A 16,581-nucleotide genomic window follows, 5' to 3' on the forward strand; every position below is an offset into this window, starting at 1 on the left:
CACCCGCTACGACAAGACCGCCACCTCGTACCAAGCCGTGATCACCCTCGCCGCCACACTGCTCTGGCTGCAACCACTTTGAAGACACGCCCTAGAGACGAGTAGTTCCGAATGTGTTCAGTGATCGAATGCGGTCAGCGACCGCAGGACCGGGGCTCCGGTCTTGTGGTTGTGCCAGATGGCCGAGGCCATGGCGAGGATGCGCTGGGCGACGCGGACGGCGACGCCCTCGAAGGTGCGGCCGCCGTGCTGTTCCAGGTCGAGCTGGCCCTTCAACGTGTCGTTGACCGACTCGATCAGTTGCCGCATCGACTTCAGCAGCGACTCGCCTCTGCGGCGCTTCTCCCGCTTGAACGACGGGCGGAGCAGCTCCGCGCCCTGGAAGGCGAGATCGGCCTCGAACTCCTTGGAAGCGAAGCCCTTGTCGGCGATCAGGAGCAGGCCTGGTCTGTCGGTCGTCAGATCGGGTTCGCGGTCCAGCATGGCTGCCAGTACCTCCCGCTCGTCGATCTTCGGACTGGCCAGGGCCCAGGTGATCGGCATCCCGTTCGGGGTGCAGACCAGGATCAGGCGCAGTACCGGTATCCGGCCCAGCCGGCCATGTCCGACCGCTTCACGGTGGGCCGCGACATGCCGCACGGCACCGGTGTGGAGTCGATGATCCAGTGGTTGTCGAACCAGAAGTCCGTATCCGTCGTAAGGAGACGTATCGCCCTCTTGACCAGCGGCAGCGCGGCCCGCAGCCGCTTGTTGTATCCGGGCCGTTTGGGCAGGTACGGGAACATCGCAGCCAGGTCGCTGCGGGCAAAGCGCAGCCAGCGGGCCTCGGAGGCGAAGCCCAGCAGAGCCTGCGCGACAGCCAGACACACGAGTTCGGAGTCGCTCAACTTCGGTGGCCTGCCCAGCCATCGGGTTCCTCCGATCTCGTCGTCGATCTTCACGTACAGTCCGGTGATGAGGGTGTCCAGGTCTTCGTTCTTCACAAAACGATCTTGGATGCCCTCTCTGTGTCTCCAGGCGAACCGCTGGGCCCCTATGTCGCCGAAACGCCTTGAATGCGGATCGGCTGCGCCGGAAATCTGCTGGTCCCGACGTGAGCGATAGCCGGTCATGCCGTGACGTAATGTGTCCAGCATGTCCGTTATTGCCATGGTTGCGGTTGTCGCGCTCGCCCTCCTGCACGCCTACATCCTGGTTCTGGAGATGTTCCTGTGGACCAGTTCCCGCGCCCGGGCCGCTTTCGGGACAACAGAGGAGTTCGCGGTCTCGACCAAGGCGATGGCCGCCAACCAGGGCCTGTACAACGGATTCCTGGCAGCCGGACTTCTGTGGGGTGCTTTCGCCTCCGATCCGATCGGCTTCCAAGTGCGAGTCTTCTTCCTGGCCTGCGTCGCCGTCGCCGGGCTGTACGGCGCCGCGACAGCGTCCCGCAAGATCCTCTTCGTGCAGACCGTCCCCGCCCTCGCCGTACTCACGCTGGTACTCCTGGCCCGCTGAAACCGGCGGGGGCCGTCACGGCATAGGACGATCACATTCGGAACTACTCGTCTAGTGGCCGATCAGGAGGATGTCGTAGTCCTCCTTGGCGTACCGGATGGCCTCCTTGTGGACCTTGGTCACCAGGGGGCAGGTCGCGTCGATCGTCGCGAGGTTCCGCTGGGCGGCCTCCTCGTGCACGGTCGGGGCCACGCCGTGCGCGGAGAACATCACGATGGAGCCCTCGGGGACCTCCTCCGTCTGCTCGACGAAGATGGCGCCCTTCTTCTCCAGGGTCTGTACGACGTACTTGTTGTGCACGATCTCGTGGCGGACATAGATCGGTGCGCCGTACTGCTCAAGGGCCTTCTCCACAGCCTGGATGGCCCGGTTGACACCCGCGCACGCCCCGCGAGGGGCGGCCAGGAGGGCACGGCGGGTGGTGGGAGGGTTCATGTCCGCCTCCGGACGGCGGTGTCGGCGAGGCGATGCAGGGCATCCTTGACGGCCGGGTCGATGGGGGCGGTGTCCAGGGCGGCCTGGGCTTGCTCGTACCGTTCGGCGATCATGGTCTCGACGGTGCGGACGGCGCCACTGGCGGTGATGATGCGGCGCGCCACCTGGGCCTGCTCCTCGGTGAGGGTGGGGCAACCAAGGAAGAGGCGGAGCTGATCGGCCTGGGCGCGCCGGGCGCGGGTGAGGGCCAGGGCGATGAGGACGGTGGCTTTGCCTTCGCGGAGGTCATCGAGGGCGGGTTTGCCGGTGGTCGCCGGGTCGCCGAACACGCCGAGGAGGTCATCGCGCAGTTGGAAGGCTTCGCCGAGCGGGATCGCGTAGGCGGACAGCGCGGCGAGGAGGGTCGGGGGTGCCCCGGCAAGGGCGGCGCCGAGCTGGAGGGGCCGCTCGATGGTGTATTTGGCGGTCTTGTAGCGGATGACGGTCAGTGCGGCCTGCACGTCGGGCTGCTGGTGACGGCGCCAGTCGAGGTTGAGGTCGAGGTACTGGCCCTGGATGACCTCGGTGCGCATCTTGTTCAGCAGCGGCCGCACGGCGGCCAGTTGCTGGGGGGTCAGGTTGCCGGTGTGCAGGAGTTCGTCGGACCACATCAGCGCCAGGTCCCCGACGAGGATCGCCGCGCCGGTGCCGAACTGCTCCGCGGCAGCGGGCAGTCCAGCGTGCTGCTGGGCGAAGTGGCGGTGGACGGTGGGGTGGCCTCGGCGGGTATCGGAGCGGTCCATGACATCGTCGTGGATGAGGGCGAAGGCATGGAAGAGCTCAAGGGAGGCAGCCAGGTGGTGGGCCGCGCGCACGGTGCCGTTGCAGCCGGCGGCGTGCCAGCCCACGAGGGTGAATAGGGGGCGGATGCGTTTCCCGCCGACCGCTATGAACCGGCGCAACGACGTGGCCAGGTCGGGCAGATCGGGGGTGCGGGCGGCGGCTTTACGGACGAGGAAGCCGTCCAGGACCTCATCCGCGGATGTCTTGAGATGGCTCAGATCGAGGGTAGGAGTAGGAGGAGAGAGAGTCATGAGGGCTCCTCGCGGGTGAGGGTGGCGACCTTGCGGTCCTGGTCGAAGGGCGCAGCCAGGATCTTTGATTCGGGGACCGCCGTGATCACAGGGCCGCGGTGGTTGATCTGACCTTGCCGTTATCCCAGGAGCCGGGGTCGGCTTCGCGGAACGTAGCCGGCTTGTTGATCACATATCCCCTCACCAGGAAGAACGTGGAGGGGGCCGTCGACGACGGTCTCGGCTCACGTCTCAAGACCGGAGCTGACTGAGCAGCGTCTGGTAGAGGGAGCGTTCACCGTCATCGAGAACGGGCTGATCTGCAGAACAGGGCGTGCGGTGGTGGATTGAAGGGCGGGCAGCGAGGTGCTCCACTGCGTGACGTGGGCGGTTGCCTTGCCGACCGGGCCGCGTAGTCGGCCGCTGAAGTAGGTGAGGTCGCCTTTCAGGTTCCCGAAGCCGGTTGCCAGCAAGGGGATGCGTGGGCCGGTGGGGGTACGCCCGCCGAGGCGGATGGCGGCGATGGTGTTGTGGGAGTCGCTGATGTGGACGCCGTCTGGTGACCAGTTGAAGGTGGCAAGCTCTTTCGGGACGCCCCAGATCTCCCGGCCTCCCGACAGTGATTGCGGGTCGTTCACCCAGATGGCGTGTACCCAGAGGGCGGCGTGTCGGCCGTGCCTGGCGAGGGCACCCACCATGAACTCGTCGTAGCAGAGTGTGCCGGTGAGGTATCGGATCAGCATGAAGGCCATCCGGCGGGCGGGGAGGAGCCGGGTGAGTTCGGGTGGCTGCGGAACCGCTTCGCGGGTCCGCAGCAGGCCGAGCCACAGGGTGCCGGTCGAGTGCCAGGGCGGGGGTGGGTAGGTGCTCGTCATGGCCTGGTCCTGGTGTAGTCGTGGCGGGCCTGGCCGCCGAGCGTGGTGAGGTAGCGGAACAGTGCCGGGCTCAAGCAGTAGATGCGGTACATCGCGGGCAGGTAGCCGGGGATGTCCACCACGGTCTTGCGTTTGCGTACCCCGTCGACGACGGCTCCGGCGACTTGGTCGGGGGTGGCGGGTGGGAGGAAGTCGACCAGGCGCGGCATCCGGTCGGAGCGGACGTGGGTCTTGAAAAAGTCGGTGCCCGTGACCACGCCGGGCCGGATCAGGGTCACCGCGACCGGGGTGCTGGCGAGTTCGATCCGCAGGATCTCGGTGTATGCCTCGATCGCTGCCTTGGCTGCCGCGTAGGCAGCGGACGGCCCGACCACGAGCAGCCTGCCGGCCGAGGAGCCCATCGCCACGATGTGGCCGCCGCCTGCCTCGAGCATCAGCGGGAGCACGGCCTTGACGCCGTAGACGAGGCCTTCGTAGCCGGTGCGCATCGACAGTTCGGCATCCTCGACGCTCATGTCGCGGACGTCGGACCAGCGTACGAACGCGGCGTTGTGCACGTACACGTCGGCTTTCCCGATGCCCGTGATCCACTGGTCGACGGCGGTTTTGGAGGTCACGTCCACCTGGTCGAGGACGATCTTGCGTGAGCCGTCGAGTTCGCGTTGAGCGCGGTGCAGATGGGCTGGCGAATGGTCGCAGACGTGTACCTGCGCACCTGCTGCGGCAAACGCCTGGGCCTGGGCCCAGCCGATGCCCTGGGCGCCGCCGGTGATCAGGCAGACCTGTCCGGCGAACGAGTCACCTGCCGAGGCTGGGTTGGAGCGCTTCCTCATGTCCTCTCCCAGTGGCTGTGAGGGGCTGGATCCGGTGCCCGAGGTGGCCGAGTGCGAGCAGCGTGAAGATGTCGGCGAGCGCCGGCACGGTGAACACAAACGGGCGCGGGCCGATCGAGTCGGGCGGCGCGGTGATGCCGCCGTCCTCGCGCTGATGGCCAAGGAGGAATGTCAGGGCGCGGGCTGCGGGCCGCGGGTCGTCCTGCAGGCAGAGGGCGATGAGTCCGTAGGCGGTGGTGATCGCGTCGCTGGGTGTGCCTTCTTGTGCGCCCCAGCCGCCATCGAGGTGCTGCTGCTCGCGGACCAGGCCGAGGGCGCGGCGGGTCATCGCGGCGACGGGCGCGGGCGTCTGGGCGGGGTGCCGCGAGGCGGCGAGCAGGACACGGAACACTGTGTGCAGACGGCTGGAGCTCCAGTCGGGTGGGAAGGACCCGTCGGAGTTCTGCTCCTTGGCCAGGTACTCCAGCCCTGCCGAGATGGTGACGGCGTGTTCGGCGGGGTGGGTCGAGAGTGCGTCGAGCACGGCTGCGGTCATCGACGCTTCCGACGGCGCTCCCGCCAGGTAGGTCGGGAAGCCTCCGTCGGTGCCGCGTGTCGCGAGCATCGAAGAGATGCCACGCCCGATCGTCGCCTGGTGGCTGTGCGGGTCAAGCAGGTGCAGGAACTGGACGGCCACCGAGGTGTCGTCGACGTCGGTCTGATCGGACAGATCGGTGTAGGTCCAGCCGCCGCCGGGCCGCTGCTGGCTCAGCAGGTGTGCGGCCAGCGGCCGCAGCCGCAGGTGGGACATCCCGGCGGCGGCCAGGGCGATCCCGGCGGTGGCGGTGCACCAGGTGTCGGTGTCGGACACGAACGGGAGTCCGCCATCGGCCCGCTGATGGGCCAGGACCTTGCGCACGCCGTCAGCAACGATGTGCTCGGTGCCCGGCAGCCGGGCCAGCGCATGCAGCACCCACAGCGAGATGAGGAGGTTGCCTTCCCATGCGTGTGGGAGCTTCTGGGTGTCGAGCAGGCGCCGCACGTCTTCGTCGGTGATCAGCCCGGGCCGTCCGGCGGTGTCGGCCAGCACGGTCTTGACGGCCGACACCTGAACGCGCGCCCAACTGTGCAGGCCGGTCAGTGGGACATCGCCCGTGAGCAGGGCCGGTGGGGCGCCCCACAGTGCGAACAGGGCCTCCAGTAAGGCCCGTTTCCGCTGCCCGGTGAATTCCGGGGACTGGCCGATCACGCGGTCGGCCACCGCCGCAGCTGAACCTGCGATGCCGTGCAGCGCCACATCCTTCAGCATGCGCTCGGCCGGGTCTTGGGGCGTGCTCTGGTTGAGGTAGCGGCTCAGGGCCGCCCGGCTGCCAGGGGCATGGCCGGTCAGCTCGAGGAGCCGAAGTGTCAGTGCCGACTCCAAGACACGGCTGCGGCACGGGTCGCGGACGGCGCCGTCGGTGTCGACCCGCGCAAGGACCTGGGCGCAGAGCCTGGCCGTGGCGTCCGGCAGGCCAGGGAACAGTTCGTGCGGCCACATAGCTGCACGTCCAGGGATCGGGGTTCGCATCGGTGCTCCTTTCAGCTGCGTCGCAGCGCGGCCAGCAGCCTGCGTGCGGCGTTCTCGCCGGACACCAGGCTGCTGTTGGTCGTGGACTGGGCGAGGAAGTCGCCGCCGGCGAACTGCACGCGGGTCCGCCCATTCAGTGATGCGGCGATCCGGCTGGCCTCCCGGTAGATCCCCGGACGGCGGATGACCGTGCACGGGGAGACTCGGAACACCTCGCTGAGCACGGTGTGCTCGGCGAGCTCGGGCAGGATGCCCAGGCGGGTGGTCTCGGCGAGCGCGTGGTCGACCACCTTGGAGTCGTCGAGGTCCCAGTGCTCAGCCGACCAGGTGCCACGGAAATGGGCCATCACCAGCCCCTTGCCGGCCGGTACGCGGTCGGGGGCCTGGTTGTGTTCCAGGACATAGGCGACCAGATGCGGATGCTCGATCCGGGGAACCTGGACGAGCAGCGACGTCTCACGGGTTGTCCGCTCCAGCCCGAAGGCCACATGGACGCTCCGGGAGTACTCGACCGCGGTGAGGTATGCGCGCTCCAGGTCGTTCAGCTGGCCGAACAGTGCTGCGGCGTGGGGCGGCGGCACGGCCAGGACGCAGGCGTCGCAGGACTCCTGCCGCTCGTCCTGTCCCTCCCGCGTCCAGGTGACGACGGTCTCGCCAGCGCGTTCTTCGACCGAGGTGACCTCCGCGTGGTACTCGACCGGGACCTGCCTGGCCAGCGCCTGCGGCAGGAATCCGACGCCCTGCGGCGTGGTGAACCCGCCGCGGCTGGCGATGATCGTGTTGAACGCGAAGAAGCCGCTGACGATAGAGGCATGTTCCGGCTCGGCCAGCGCGGGACCAGCGGTGAACGGCGCGAGCAGGTATTCGAAGGTGTCGGTGCGCAGGCCGCGACGCAGCGTGTAGTCGTAGACCGTTTCGAAGTCCAGTCCGGCGGTGCGGGTCATGTCGTCCCAGCCCAGGTGGGGCCGGATGCGCAGGAAATCGGCTGCGATTTTGGCCAGGTCCCGTTTGGCGAGACCGCGCAGAAACGTGCTGGTGACCGCCGAGCCGACCGAGTCGCTGCGAAAGCGCTGCACCTCACCGTCGCGGACGAGACCGTACGTGGTGCCCGCAGGCCTGATCAGGTCGGCGGCTCCCGCGTCGGCAGCCAAGGTAAGCATGGCCGTGTAGGAGGACAGGAGAAGCGTGGCGCCCACGTCGATGGGGAACCCGCCGCGCTCCACCGTGGCCATCCGGCCGCCGACCAACTCGGGGCCGGACCGCTCCAGGATCAGGACGGTGCAGCCCGCCTGCTGCAGCCGGAAGGCGGCGGCAAGCCCAGCGATCCCGGCTCCCACCACGATGACGCGGGGTCCCGGGCTCATCGGGTCTGCTCCAGTTCCGGCTGCAGATACCGGCTGGTGCCGATGCTCCAGTCCAGGCTTCCGCGCATGAGGTTCTCCATCCCAGTCGCGTACCGGTCCACAAGTGCCCGTTGCCGAACATGGCTGTCGGACACGAGCGCGCCACGGAGGTTCAGGTAGTCACGGAGTCGACCGGCGGCCCAGTTTTCGGTCCGTTCGATCGCCTCCTGCAAGGTGCACTCCTCCTCCCGCCGAACGATCAGGACCTGGTTGTGGCACTCGCCGGCCTTGATCTCCTTGCCGAGCGACAGCAGATCGTTGACCGCGCAGGCGACGTCTCCGGCGGTTACGCGGAGCTGCCGCACCATGGGGAGGTGGCGCATACTCTGCGGGAGGACGGCATCGTCGGCGAGTTCGGCCAGATCGGTCAGCAGTGTCCAGCCTGAGGTGTGCAGCCGGGCCGAGCGGTAGGCGTCCAAGCTGGGGAAGTCCTGGGCGCGGTGCTCGCGGGCGATGCTGCGGACGACCTCGACCAGATCGGCCACGCAGTTCTGCCACCAGGCGGCCGGAACTGTGGACTCGACCTCTGCACGCCAGCTGGCCAGGCACCTCACGACCGGGTCGGCGCTCCCCCCGGGTCCCGCCTCGGTCAGGGCCTGCTCGGTCGAGCGGACGAACTCGTCGTGGGCGCTGGGTGTTCCGCCGGGGTCGAGGCGATCGTCGTACAGAAAGAGCCAGACAATGATCTGGCCGATCGAACCGAGCAACGGCCAAGGCGCGGTCGGATACATGCGTGCCACGAGCTGATCGAAGCGAGCCTTGGAAGCCAGGCCCCGACGGCGCATGTGCTCCTCGAGCAGGCCGGCTCGAGGATTGAGACGTGCGGGAAACGGCAGGTCGTAGACGGGTGACGAGGTCATTGGCCCGCCTCCGGCCCGCACAGGCGCAGAGCCTCCTCCAGCAGTGTGTCGACGATCTTTGATTCGGGGACGGTCGTGACGACTTTCCCTTTGCGGAAGATCTGGCCCTTGCCGTTGCCGCAGGACACGCCAAGATCGGCTTCGCGGGATTCGCCCGGTCCGTTGACGATGCACCCCATGACGGCGATGCGTAGAGGATGAGGGAAACCGTCGAAGGCGGCCTCCACCTGGGCGGCCAGGCGGTGGATGTCGACCTGCAGCCGGCCGCAGCCGGGACAGGAGACGATCTCAAGTTTGCGGGGGCGCAGGCCCAGGGACTGCAGGATGTGGTTGCCGGCCTTGACCTGTTGCACGGGGTGGTCAGAGATGGAAACGCGGATGGTGTCACCGATGCCCTCGGCAAGGAGGATCGCGAAGGCGGCCGCGGACTTGATCGCGCCCTGCATGGCGGTGCCGGCTTCGGTGACGCCGAGGTGGAGAGGGTAGTCACAGGCTTCGGCGAGCAGACGGTTGGCGGCGATCATCGTTTGGGGGTCGTGGTGCTTGACGGCGATCTTCAGATCGGTGAAGCCGTACTCTTCGAACAGGGAGCACTCCCACAGGGCCGATTCCACCAGGGCCTCGGGCGTGGCGGATCCGTGCTTGGTCAGCAGGCGCGGGTCGAGGGAGCCGGCATTGACGCCGATCCGGATCGGTACCCCCGCCTCAGCAGCGGCCTTGGCGATGTCGCCGACACGGTCGTCGAACTTCTTGATGTTGCCGGGATTCACGCGGACTGCAGCGCAGCCGGCATCGATGGCGGCGAAGACGTAGCGAGGCTGGAAGTGAATGTCGGCGATCACTGGGATCGGTGACTTGGCGGTTATGGCGGGCAGGGCGTCGGCGTCGTCCTGGGAGGGGACGGCGATGCGGATGATGTCGCAGCCGGCGGCGGTGACTTCGGCGATCTGGCGCAGAGTGGCATCCACATCGGCGGTCAGCGTCGTGGTCATGGTCTGCACGCTGATGGGTGCACCGCCGCCGACTGGGACATCGCCGACCTTGAGTTGGCGTGTGGGGCGGCGCACCGGGGTCTTGGCGGGTGCGGTGGGCAGGCCGAGGTCGATGACCGTCATCGGGCCCTCCGGGCAGGCTGGGAGAAGGCGGGGCGTTGCGACGAGAAGGCGACGGGGGGTTGCGTGATCAGCTCTTGCACGGTGCGTGTGATGCCAGGAGCATCCAGTCCCGCCTCGGCCAACAGGTCGGTCCTTGAGCCATGGCCTACGAAGGCGCGGGGCAGGCCGAGCACAGTGACCGGGGTTCGCACTCGGGCATCACGGCACGCCTGGGCGATGGCCGAACCGACTCCTGACGTACGGGAGTTGTCCTCGATGGTGACGGCGAGGCGGTGGCGGGCTGCCAACGCGGGCAATGCTGGATTGACCGGGATGACCCAGCGCGGGTCGACGACCGTGACACCGATCCCTTGAGCCTCCAGCCAGGCGGCGGCCTCGAATGCGGCCTGGGCCATCGGGCCGACCGGAACCAGGAGCGCATCGAGGGGGCGGCCGGCGCTGCGGTGCAGGATGTCCAGGCCGTCCATGCGGGCGATTGCGTCGATGTCGTTTCCGGCGGGGGCTTTGGGCAGGCGCAGCAGGGTGGGTCCGTCCTGCATGTCCAGTGCCGCGCGCAGCAGGCTGCGCAGCCGGGCCGGATCGCGTGCGGCCGCGATCCGCAGCCCAGGCACCGCGGAGAACAGGGACAGGTCCCATATGCCGTGATGACTCGGCCCGTCGGGACCTGTGATGCCCGCCCGGTCCAGGACGAAGGTCACCGGTAGCCGGTGTAGGGCGACGTCCATCAGGACCTGGTCGATGGCCCGGTTGAGGAAGGTGGCGTAGATCGCGACGACGGGGTGGAAGCCCCCCATCGCCAGGCCGGCCGCACTGGTGACGGCGTGCTGCTCGGCGATGCCGACGTCGAAGACCCGCTCCGGAAACTTCTGAGCCATGGGGTGCAGGCCGGTGGGCCGGAGCATCGACGCCGTGATGGCGACGACGTCCTCGCGTTCGCCGGCCACCTGGGCCAGCTCCTGGCCGAACACGCTGGTCCACGACGGTGTGGATGGCTGGGGCGCTGTGCCCGTGGCGGGGTCGATGGTGCCGACCGCGTGCAGGCAGTCCGCCTCATCCGATTCGGCAGGCCGGTAGCCGCGGCCCTTGACCGTCCTCACATGCACCATGACGGGGCGCCTCATCGCCCGCGCCCGGCGCAGGACGGCTTCGATCCCGGTGGTGTCGTGCCCGTCGATCGGGCCGAAGTAGGTGAAGCCGAGGGTGGTGAACAGGTTCTGGCACGCCTGCGCACCCGCGTTCTGCTTCAGCACCTTCAGATGAGCGGCGAGGGCCCCGGTGGTGGGGGCGTAGGAGCGGCCGTTGTCGTTGAGGACCACGATCACCGGCCTCTGGGGTGCGCCGCCGATGTTGTTGAGTGCCTCCCAGGCCATGCCGCCGGTCATCGCGCCGTCGCCGATGACCGCCACCACCGCCCGGTCCGTCTCGCCGTTGAGGGCGCGGGCCTTGGCCAGCCCGTCCGCGTACGACAGCGCTGTGGAGGCGTGCGAGTTCTCCACCAGGTCGTGCACGGACTCCGCGCGGGAGGGGTAGCCGGACAGGCCGCCGGCCTGGCGCAGGGTGTCGAACTCCGCGCCCCGGCCGGTGAGGAGTTTGTGGACGTACGCCTGGTGCCCGGTGTCGAAGACCAGCGCGTCGCGGGGTGAGTCGAACACCCGGTGCAGGGCCAGGGTGAGCTCCACCACCCCCAGGTTCGGGCCCAGATGCCCGCCTGATGCACACACCTTCTCGACCAGGAACTCCCTGATCCGCCCGGCCAGCACCGGGAGTTCTCCCGCCGGGACGGCCCGCACCGCGGCCGGCCCTGTCAGACCGGCCAGATCCGCGACCGCCAAGCGGTCACGCGGGGGAGCACCCATCAGGCTCTTCCTCTCGCCGGAGCGGATGGCGGGTACGGCTGGAACCAACCCAGCGGCCCACGCCCGTCGTTGGAGGCGCATGCCCGCCGGGTACAACCAGTGCACCGCCAAGGTTCCGGGCCGCACAGGGGGCCAAGGCGGTGGATGCGATGCACCCCATGCAACATTGCGCGCTTGTGAATTCGGGCGGGGCGGGCCGGCTGACCGGAACCAAGAGGGGATGGGACGTGCCTAAATCACCCAACACCAACCTGCGGATCCTGCTTCAGGAGGCAGACTGGAGCGGTACCCAACTCGCGATAGCCGTACGGCACATGGCGGCTGAGCGCGGGCAGCAGGTCTCCTGCGGCCAGTCGACGGTGTCGCGCTGGCTGTCCGGCACCACACCCCGGCCGCCCATGCCCGCGCTGCTGCTGGGGGTGCTGTCGCGGCGGCTGCAGCGCCCCGTCACCGCGAGCGAGGCGGGCCTGAGCCGCACCCCGGTGCACGGGTCCGATGTGTTCGATCTGTCTTGGGAGGCTGACCCGTTGCGCCGACTCTCCCTGCTCACCGGATCCGACCTCGACCCCAGCCGCCGCCACTTACTGGGTGCCGGAATGTTCAGCCTGGCCGCCCTTGCCGTGCCCGACGCCTGGCCGACGCCCGAGAAATCGCCCGCCGGGCCGCCTCCGCGGACGGCCCGTGCGCGGGGCCGGGCGGGCGGGGCGGAGGTGGCGCAGATGCAGACCATGGCCCGCATGTTCGCGGAGGCCGCCGAGGCCCACGGGCCCGGCCATGTCCGCACCGCGCTGGCGGCCTACCTCCACCACGACGTGACCGGCTACCTGCACGCCCCCGCCGGCGAGGAGGCCCACCGGCGTCTACTGTCCGGGGCCGCCCAACTGAGCCTGCTGCTGGGCACCATGTGCGCCGGCAGCGGCGCGGACGCCCTCGCCCAGCGCTACCACCACACCGCCGCCCACCTCGCCACCGAAGCCGACGACACCACCACGTTCGCCATCGCGCTGCGCACCATGTCCGCCCACGCACACGACCTGGGCCACCACACCCCCGCCGTCCTGAACCTCGCCCAACGCGCCACGGACGCCACCCGCCATGCCGCACCGATCATCTGCGCCTACGCCCAGGCCCACCTCGCGGTCATGCAGGCCCACCACGACAAACACGCCGCCCTCACCGCCCTGACCGCCTCCGAACACCTCTACGAGCAAGAACGCGCCGCCCCGGGCCCCTTCAGCCACTATCCGGCCGGCGCCCTGCACTACCAGCGCGCCCAGACCCTCGCCGCCCTCGGCGACCGCACCGGCGCCAGTCGTGCGCTGACGACTTCCCTGCGCCTACGCGCCCCCGGCGAACGCCAGGCCCGCACCCTCACCCGCGCCCGGCTCGCCGAAACCCTCCTCGCTCAAGGACACCTCGAGCAAGCCCTCACCCACTGGCAGACATTCCTCGACGACTACCCCACCCTTCACTCCACCCGCACCACCCACCGCCTCCACGCCATGCGACAACTCCTCCACCCCCACCGCCGCCACCACGCCACCGCCCACCTCCTGGCCCAAGCCGCCACCCTGCACTGAGGCGTCGGTCGAGGGGACGCTGCCAGCGTTGCGATCCGCCGACCCCACGGCGGTCTGACCAGGTGTTACAGGAGACAGCGGGCTCGAGGAGCCGCAGACGTGATCGAACGGATCTTGCATAATCGGCAATCTGCCCGCAGAGACGGCCGTGGCACGACAGGCTCGCCGGACCAGGCGGTACGTTCATGCGGAGCGCCGCATACCTGCAAAGCCGGCCCAGGGCCGGCGGCACAGGACGCGCCACGATGGAGACGCAGGCCGGTCGCTTTACCAGGCCGGTCCTCTCTGCCGGGTTGTTTCGCGGATATCCGCGTGCGCCGTACAGCAGCACCCCTACCGTCCAGCCCGAATGCTGATCACGGGGGTGACGGAAGGGGCTGTCGCGTGGGGCGGGATCTGGGTCCGGACGGGGTGGTGGAGCATTTCACCCTGTCCGGTGACGAGGTGGACTGGTTACGGAACAAAACCGGGGCCACGAGGCTGGGCTTCGCCGTCCAGCTCAAGTTTTTGACCTGGCGCGGCCGGTTTCCCAAGATGCGTCTGGAGCTGCCGCCCGACGCGGTCGAGCATGTCGCCAAGCAGGTCGGCGTCGCCGCGTCCGAGCTGGGGTTCTATGACTTCACCTCGCGCGCCGCGAAGCGGCACCGCAGCGAACTGCGGGATCTGACCGGGTGGCACGAGTGCAGCCTGACCGACCAGGTCAAGCTCATCTCGCAGCTGGTGGATGTGATCTGGCATGACGAGCGCCGCGAGGAACAGGTGCGGGCCGAGTTGGGTCGGCAGATGCGCGCGGACCTGATCGAGCCGCCGACCGTGGCCCAGGTCGACGCGATCATCCGGTCCGCGCTGCACCAGGCCGACGAGCGGGCCGTCGCCGGGGTTGCCGCACGGCTCGCCCGGAAAGAGGACTGTCCCCGCCGCCTGGACGCGCTGGTCTTCTCCGATCCGACCGGCGACAGTGCACAGGACACCGGCACCGAGAGCGTGGACGGCGATGGCGGCGGTTCGGACGATGAGGACGATGTGGAGTCGGTGCTGGCCGACGTCAAGTCCCATCCGGGAAACGTCAGCCTCAACTCACTGCTGGACGAGATCTCCAAGCTCAAGCAGGTCCGCGCCGTCGGCATCCCGGCCAAGGCGTTCACCGGCATCGGCGTACAGGTCGTGGGCGCCTGGCGGGCGAGAGCGTCGGCCGCCTCCCCGAGCCACCTGCGGCGCTTCGATGACCCCGTACGGCACGTCCTGCTCGCAGCCCTGCTCTTCCAGCGCCAGCGGGAGATCACCGACACCCTGGTGGAGCTGCTGAACTCCACCGTGCACCGCATCAACGCGCGGGCGGAGAAGAAGGTGACCGAGGCGTTCGTCGCCGAGTTCACCAAGGTCCGCGGCAAGGCCGGGCTGCTCGGGAAGATCGCGGCGGCATCGCTCGCCGCGCCGGAGGGCTCGGTCCGCTCCGTGGTGTACCCGGCGGCCGGCGGCGAGAAGACCCTCAAGGACCTGGTCGCCGAGATGAAGGCGACGAACGCGGAGTTCGCCCGCTCCAAGCGGGGGGTGTTCAAGTCCTCCTACAGCAACCACTACCGCAGCGGCCTGATGAAGCTCCTCGAAGTGCTGGACTTCCGCTCCTCCAACGACCAGCACAAGCCTGTCATGGACGCGCTGAAGTTCATCGAACGACACAAGGTCTCATCTACCACCTACCTGCCGCTCGGCGAGACCATCCCGCTCGACGGCGTCGTACGCAAGGACTGGATGGAATTCGCGATCTTCACCCCCGACAAGGGGCCCAAGCGCATCATGCGCACGGTGTACGAGGCGTGCGTCTTCCAGGCCCTGCGCGACCGGCTGCGCTGCAAGGAGATCTGGGTCGTCGGCGCCGACAAGTGGCGCAGCCCCGACGACGACCTGCCCGACGACTTCGAGATGAGGCGCGCGGAGTACTACGAGAAGCTGAACAAGCCGCGCGACGCGAAGCTGTTCACCGCCCAGCTCCAGTCCGAGATGCGCGCCGAGCTCGGCGCCCCGGACACCAAGCTCCCCAAGCTGCCCTGGGTCACCATCAGCGCCAAGCACCGAGGCGGAGCGATCAAGTTCACCGAGCCCGAGCCGCAGAAGGAACCCAAGAACCTGCGCAAGCTCAAGAAGGCGATCCGCAAGAAGTGGGGCACCGTCGCCCTCATCGACATCCTCAAGGAAGCCGCCCTGCGCACCGGGATGCTCAAGGCCCTCGCACCCGTGGGCACCCGGGGGGGCGATCGACGAGGCCAAGCTCCTGGAACGCCTACTCCTGATCGCCTACGCATACGGCACCAACTCCGGGATCAGCTCCGTCGCCTCCGGCGAGCACAAGCACACCGAAGAGGAACTTCGCTGCACCGCACGGCGCTGCCTGACCGCCGTCGGCCTAAAAGCCGCCGGCGTTGAGATCGCCAACGCCACCTTCGCCGCCCGCTCCGAAGCCGTGTGGGGGCAGGGCACCACCACCGTGGCCTCGGACTCCACGCACTTCAAAGCCTGGGTCCGCAACATCTTCACCGAGTGGCACTTCCGGTATGGGGGCCGCGGAGTTCTGGTGTACTGGCACATCGAGAAAGGTTCGATGGCCATTCACAGCCAGCTTCTGAACTGCACCGCCTCGGAGGTCGCCGCCGCGATCGAGGGCATGATGCGGCACGCCACGACCATGCAGGCCGAGGGCAACTACGTGGACTCGCACGGCCAGTCGGAAATCGGGTTCGGACTGACCAGGCTCCTGGGCTACGATCTGCTGCCGCGCATCAAGCAGATCAACAAGGTCAAGCTGTACCGGCCCGGCCGTGAGGATGAGGACAGCTACGAGCGCCTGGCCGATGCGATGACCCGCCCGATCCGCTGGGACGTCATCGAGAACAACTACGACCAGCTCATCAAGTACGCCACCGCGATCCGGGTCGGCACCGCCTCCACCGAGGCCATCCTGCGGCGCTTCACCCGCACCGCCTCCCACCCCGTCTACCAGGCCATGCTCGAAGTCGGCCGCGCGCAGAAGACCATCTTCGTCGCCCGCCACCTGCGCGACCGCGACCTCCAGCGCGAGATCCAGGAAGGGCTGAACGTCGTCGAGGGCTGGAACGGCGCCAACGACATCATCTTCTTCGGCAAGAGCGGCGAACTCTCTTCCAACCGCCGTGACCAGCAAGAACTGTCCGTCCTCGCGCTCTATCTCCTGCAAACAGCGCTCGTCTTCGTCAATGCACTGATGATCCAGGAAATGCTCGCCGATCCGGAGTGGGCGAACCTCCTGACCGACGAGGACAAACGGGCGCTGACTCCGCTCTTCTGGATGCACATCCAGCCGTATGGCGAGGTACGGCTCAACATGGGCCGACGGCTCCAACTCACCCAGCCCGCACCCCAGGAACCGGACCCCGAGCCGGCCGCCGCGTAATCCGACACCCTTGAACATCAGAGGACCCCGGCCACGGCCGGGGTCCTCTTCCGCGCTGCGCCTTCGATCCGAATGCTACCGGCCGGTTACTTGTCACCT

At 68.5% G+C, this 16,581-nt stretch carries 12 protein-coding genes and 2 pseudogenes; 4 read left to right on the forward strand and 10 right to left on the reverse strand.

The window, feature by feature from the left end:
- Positions 1-117: 117 nt before the first annotated feature.
- Positions 118-983, reverse strand: a pseudogene (locus tag ACIBUY_RS39575) (IS982 family transposase).
- Between the two features lie 151 nt (positions 984-1,134).
- Between ACIBUY_RS39575 and ACIBUY_RS39580 the strand changes: the two are divergent.
- Positions 1,135-1,497, forward strand: a complete 363-nt coding sequence (locus ACIBUY_RS39580) for a DUF1304 domain-containing protein (RefSeq protein ID WP_365569460.1) — start codon at positions 1,135-1,137, stop codon at positions 1,495-1,497.
- Positions 1,498-1,551: 54 nt separating this feature from the next.
- Here ACIBUY_RS39580 and ACIBUY_RS39585 read toward each other — a convergent pair.
- From ACIBUY_RS39585 to ACIBUY_RS39625, 9 genes and pseudogenes are all read right to left on the reverse strand, one after another.
- A pseudogene (locus ACIBUY_RS39585) lies at positions 1,552-1,932 on the reverse strand (4-hydroxy-3-methylbut-2-enyl diphosphate reductase); the annotation flags it as partial.
- Positions 1,929-3,005 carry a polyprenyl synthetase family protein gene (locus ACIBUY_RS39590; RefSeq protein ID WP_399155249.1) on the reverse strand — a complete coding sequence of 359 codons (1,077 nt, stop codon included), beginning with the start codon at positions 3,003-3,005 and terminating at the stop codon, positions 1,929-1,931. The pseudogene ACIBUY_RS39585 and the gene ACIBUY_RS39590, both read right to left, overlap by 4 nt.
- 224 nt (positions 3,006-3,229) lie before the next feature.
- Positions 3,230-3,859, reverse strand: coding sequence for an acetoacetate decarboxylase family protein (locus tag ACIBUY_RS39595; RefSeq protein WP_399155250.1), 630 nt, complete (start codon positions 3,857-3,859; stop codon positions 3,230-3,232).
- Positions 3,856-4,692, reverse strand: coding sequence for an SDR family NAD(P)-dependent oxidoreductase (locus ACIBUY_RS39600; protein WP_399155251.1), 837 nt, complete (start codon positions 4,690-4,692; stop codon positions 3,856-3,858). The genes ACIBUY_RS39595 and ACIBUY_RS39600 overlap by 4 nt, the downstream gene beginning before the upstream one ends.
- Entirely contained in the window at positions 4,658-6,241 is a 1,584-nt protein-coding gene (locus ACIBUY_RS39605) for a prenyltransferase/squalene oxidase repeat-containing protein (RefSeq protein WP_399155252.1), read from the reverse strand. Before ACIBUY_RS39605 ends, ACIBUY_RS39600 begins: the two co-directional genes overlap by 35 nt.
- A gap of 11 nt (positions 6,242-6,252) precedes the next feature.
- Positions 6,253-7,605 carry an FAD-dependent oxidoreductase gene (locus ACIBUY_RS39610; RefSeq protein WP_399155253.1) on the reverse strand — a complete coding sequence of 451 codons (1,353 nt, stop codon included), beginning with the start codon at positions 7,603-7,605 and terminating at the stop codon, positions 6,253-6,255.
- The gene (locus ACIBUY_RS39615; RefSeq protein WP_399155254.1) at positions 7,602-8,504 is read right to left on the reverse strand and encodes a hypothetical protein; all 903 of its coding nucleotides are present in this window, start codon (positions 8,502-8,504) and stop codon (positions 7,602-7,604) included. The genes ACIBUY_RS39610 and ACIBUY_RS39615 overlap by 4 nt, the downstream gene beginning before the upstream one ends.
- Positions 8,501-9,619, reverse strand: coding sequence for a flavodoxin-dependent (E)-4-hydroxy-3-methylbut-2-enyl-diphosphate synthase (gene ispG, locus ACIBUY_RS39620; protein WP_399155255.1), 1,119 nt, complete (start codon positions 9,617-9,619; stop codon positions 8,501-8,503). Before ispG ends, ACIBUY_RS39615 begins: the two co-directional genes overlap by 4 nt.
- Positions 9,616-11,475 carry a 1-deoxy-D-xylulose-5-phosphate synthase gene (locus ACIBUY_RS39625; RefSeq protein ID WP_399155256.1) on the reverse strand — a complete coding sequence of 620 codons (1,860 nt, stop codon included), beginning with the start codon at positions 11,473-11,475 and terminating at the stop codon, positions 9,616-9,618. The genes ispG and ACIBUY_RS39625 overlap by 4 nt, the downstream gene beginning before the upstream one ends.
- Positions 11,476-11,702: 227 nt before the next feature.
- Between ACIBUY_RS39625 and ACIBUY_RS39630 the strand changes: the two genes are divergently transcribed.
- The 3 genes from ACIBUY_RS39630 (at position 11,703) to ACIBUY_RS39640 (ending at position 16,482) form a co-directional block, all read left to right on the forward strand.
- Positions 11,703-13,055, forward strand: coding sequence for a tol-pal system YbgF family protein (locus tag ACIBUY_RS39630; RefSeq protein WP_399155257.1), 1,353 nt, complete (start codon positions 11,703-11,705; stop codon positions 13,053-13,055).
- A 384-nt stretch (positions 13,056-13,439) separates the two neighbouring features.
- Entirely contained in the window at positions 13,440-15,479 is a 2,040-nt protein-coding gene (locus ACIBUY_RS39635; protein ID WP_399155258.1) for a DUF4158 domain-containing protein, read from the forward strand.
- Positions 15,376-16,482 carry a transposase gene (locus tag ACIBUY_RS39640; RefSeq protein ID WP_399155298.1) on the forward strand — a complete coding sequence of 369 codons (1,107 nt, stop codon included), beginning with the start codon at positions 15,376-15,378 and terminating at the stop codon, positions 16,480-16,482. The genes ACIBUY_RS39635 and ACIBUY_RS39640 overlap by 104 nt, the downstream gene beginning before the upstream one ends.
- Positions 16,483-16,581: the final 99 nt, after the last annotated feature.

Origin of the sequence: Streptomyces sp. NPDC050085, assembly GCF_044460595.1 — a bacterium.
Classification (GTDB): domain Bacteria; phylum Actinomycetota; class Actinomycetes; order Streptomycetales; family Streptomycetaceae; genus Streptomyces.

Bases quoted from the DNA above. Each gene is read 5' to 3' on its own strand.
- ACIBUY_RS39590 (WP_399155249.1), bottom strand. From the start codon at position 3,005: ATGACTCTCTCTCCTCCTACTCCTACCCTCGATCTGAGCCATCTCAAG.
- ACIBUY_RS39610 (WP_399155253.1), bottom strand. From the start codon at position 7,605: ATGAGCCCGGGACCCCGCGTCATCGTGGTGGGAGCCGGGATCGCTGGG.
- ACIBUY_RS39600 (WP_399155251.1), bottom strand. From the start codon at position 4,692: ATGAGGAAGCGCTCCAACCCAGCCTCGGCAGGTGACTCGTTCGCCGGA.
- ACIBUY_RS39625 (WP_399155256.1), bottom strand. From the start codon at position 11,475: ATGGGTGCTCCCCCGCGTGACCGCTTGGCGGTCGCGGATCTGGCCGGT.
- ACIBUY_RS39605 (WP_399155252.1), bottom strand. From the start codon at position 6,241: ATGCGAACCCCGATCCCTGGACGTGCAGCTATGTGGCCGCACGAACTG.
- ACIBUY_RS39595 (WP_399155250.1), bottom strand. From the start codon at position 3,859: ATGACGAGCACCTACCCACCCCCGCCCTGGCACTCGACCGGCACCCTG.
- ACIBUY_RS39580 (WP_365569460.1), top strand. From the start codon at position 1,135: ATGTCCGTTATTGCCATGGTTGCGGTTGTCGCGCTCGCCCTCCTGCAC.
- ACIBUY_RS39615 (WP_399155254.1), bottom strand. From the start codon at position 8,504: ATGACCTCGTCACCCGTCTACGACCTGCCGTTTCCCGCACGTCTCAAT.
- ispG (WP_399155255.1), bottom strand. From the start codon at position 9,619: ATGACGGTCATCGACCTCGGCCTGCCCACCGCACCCGCCAAGACCCCG.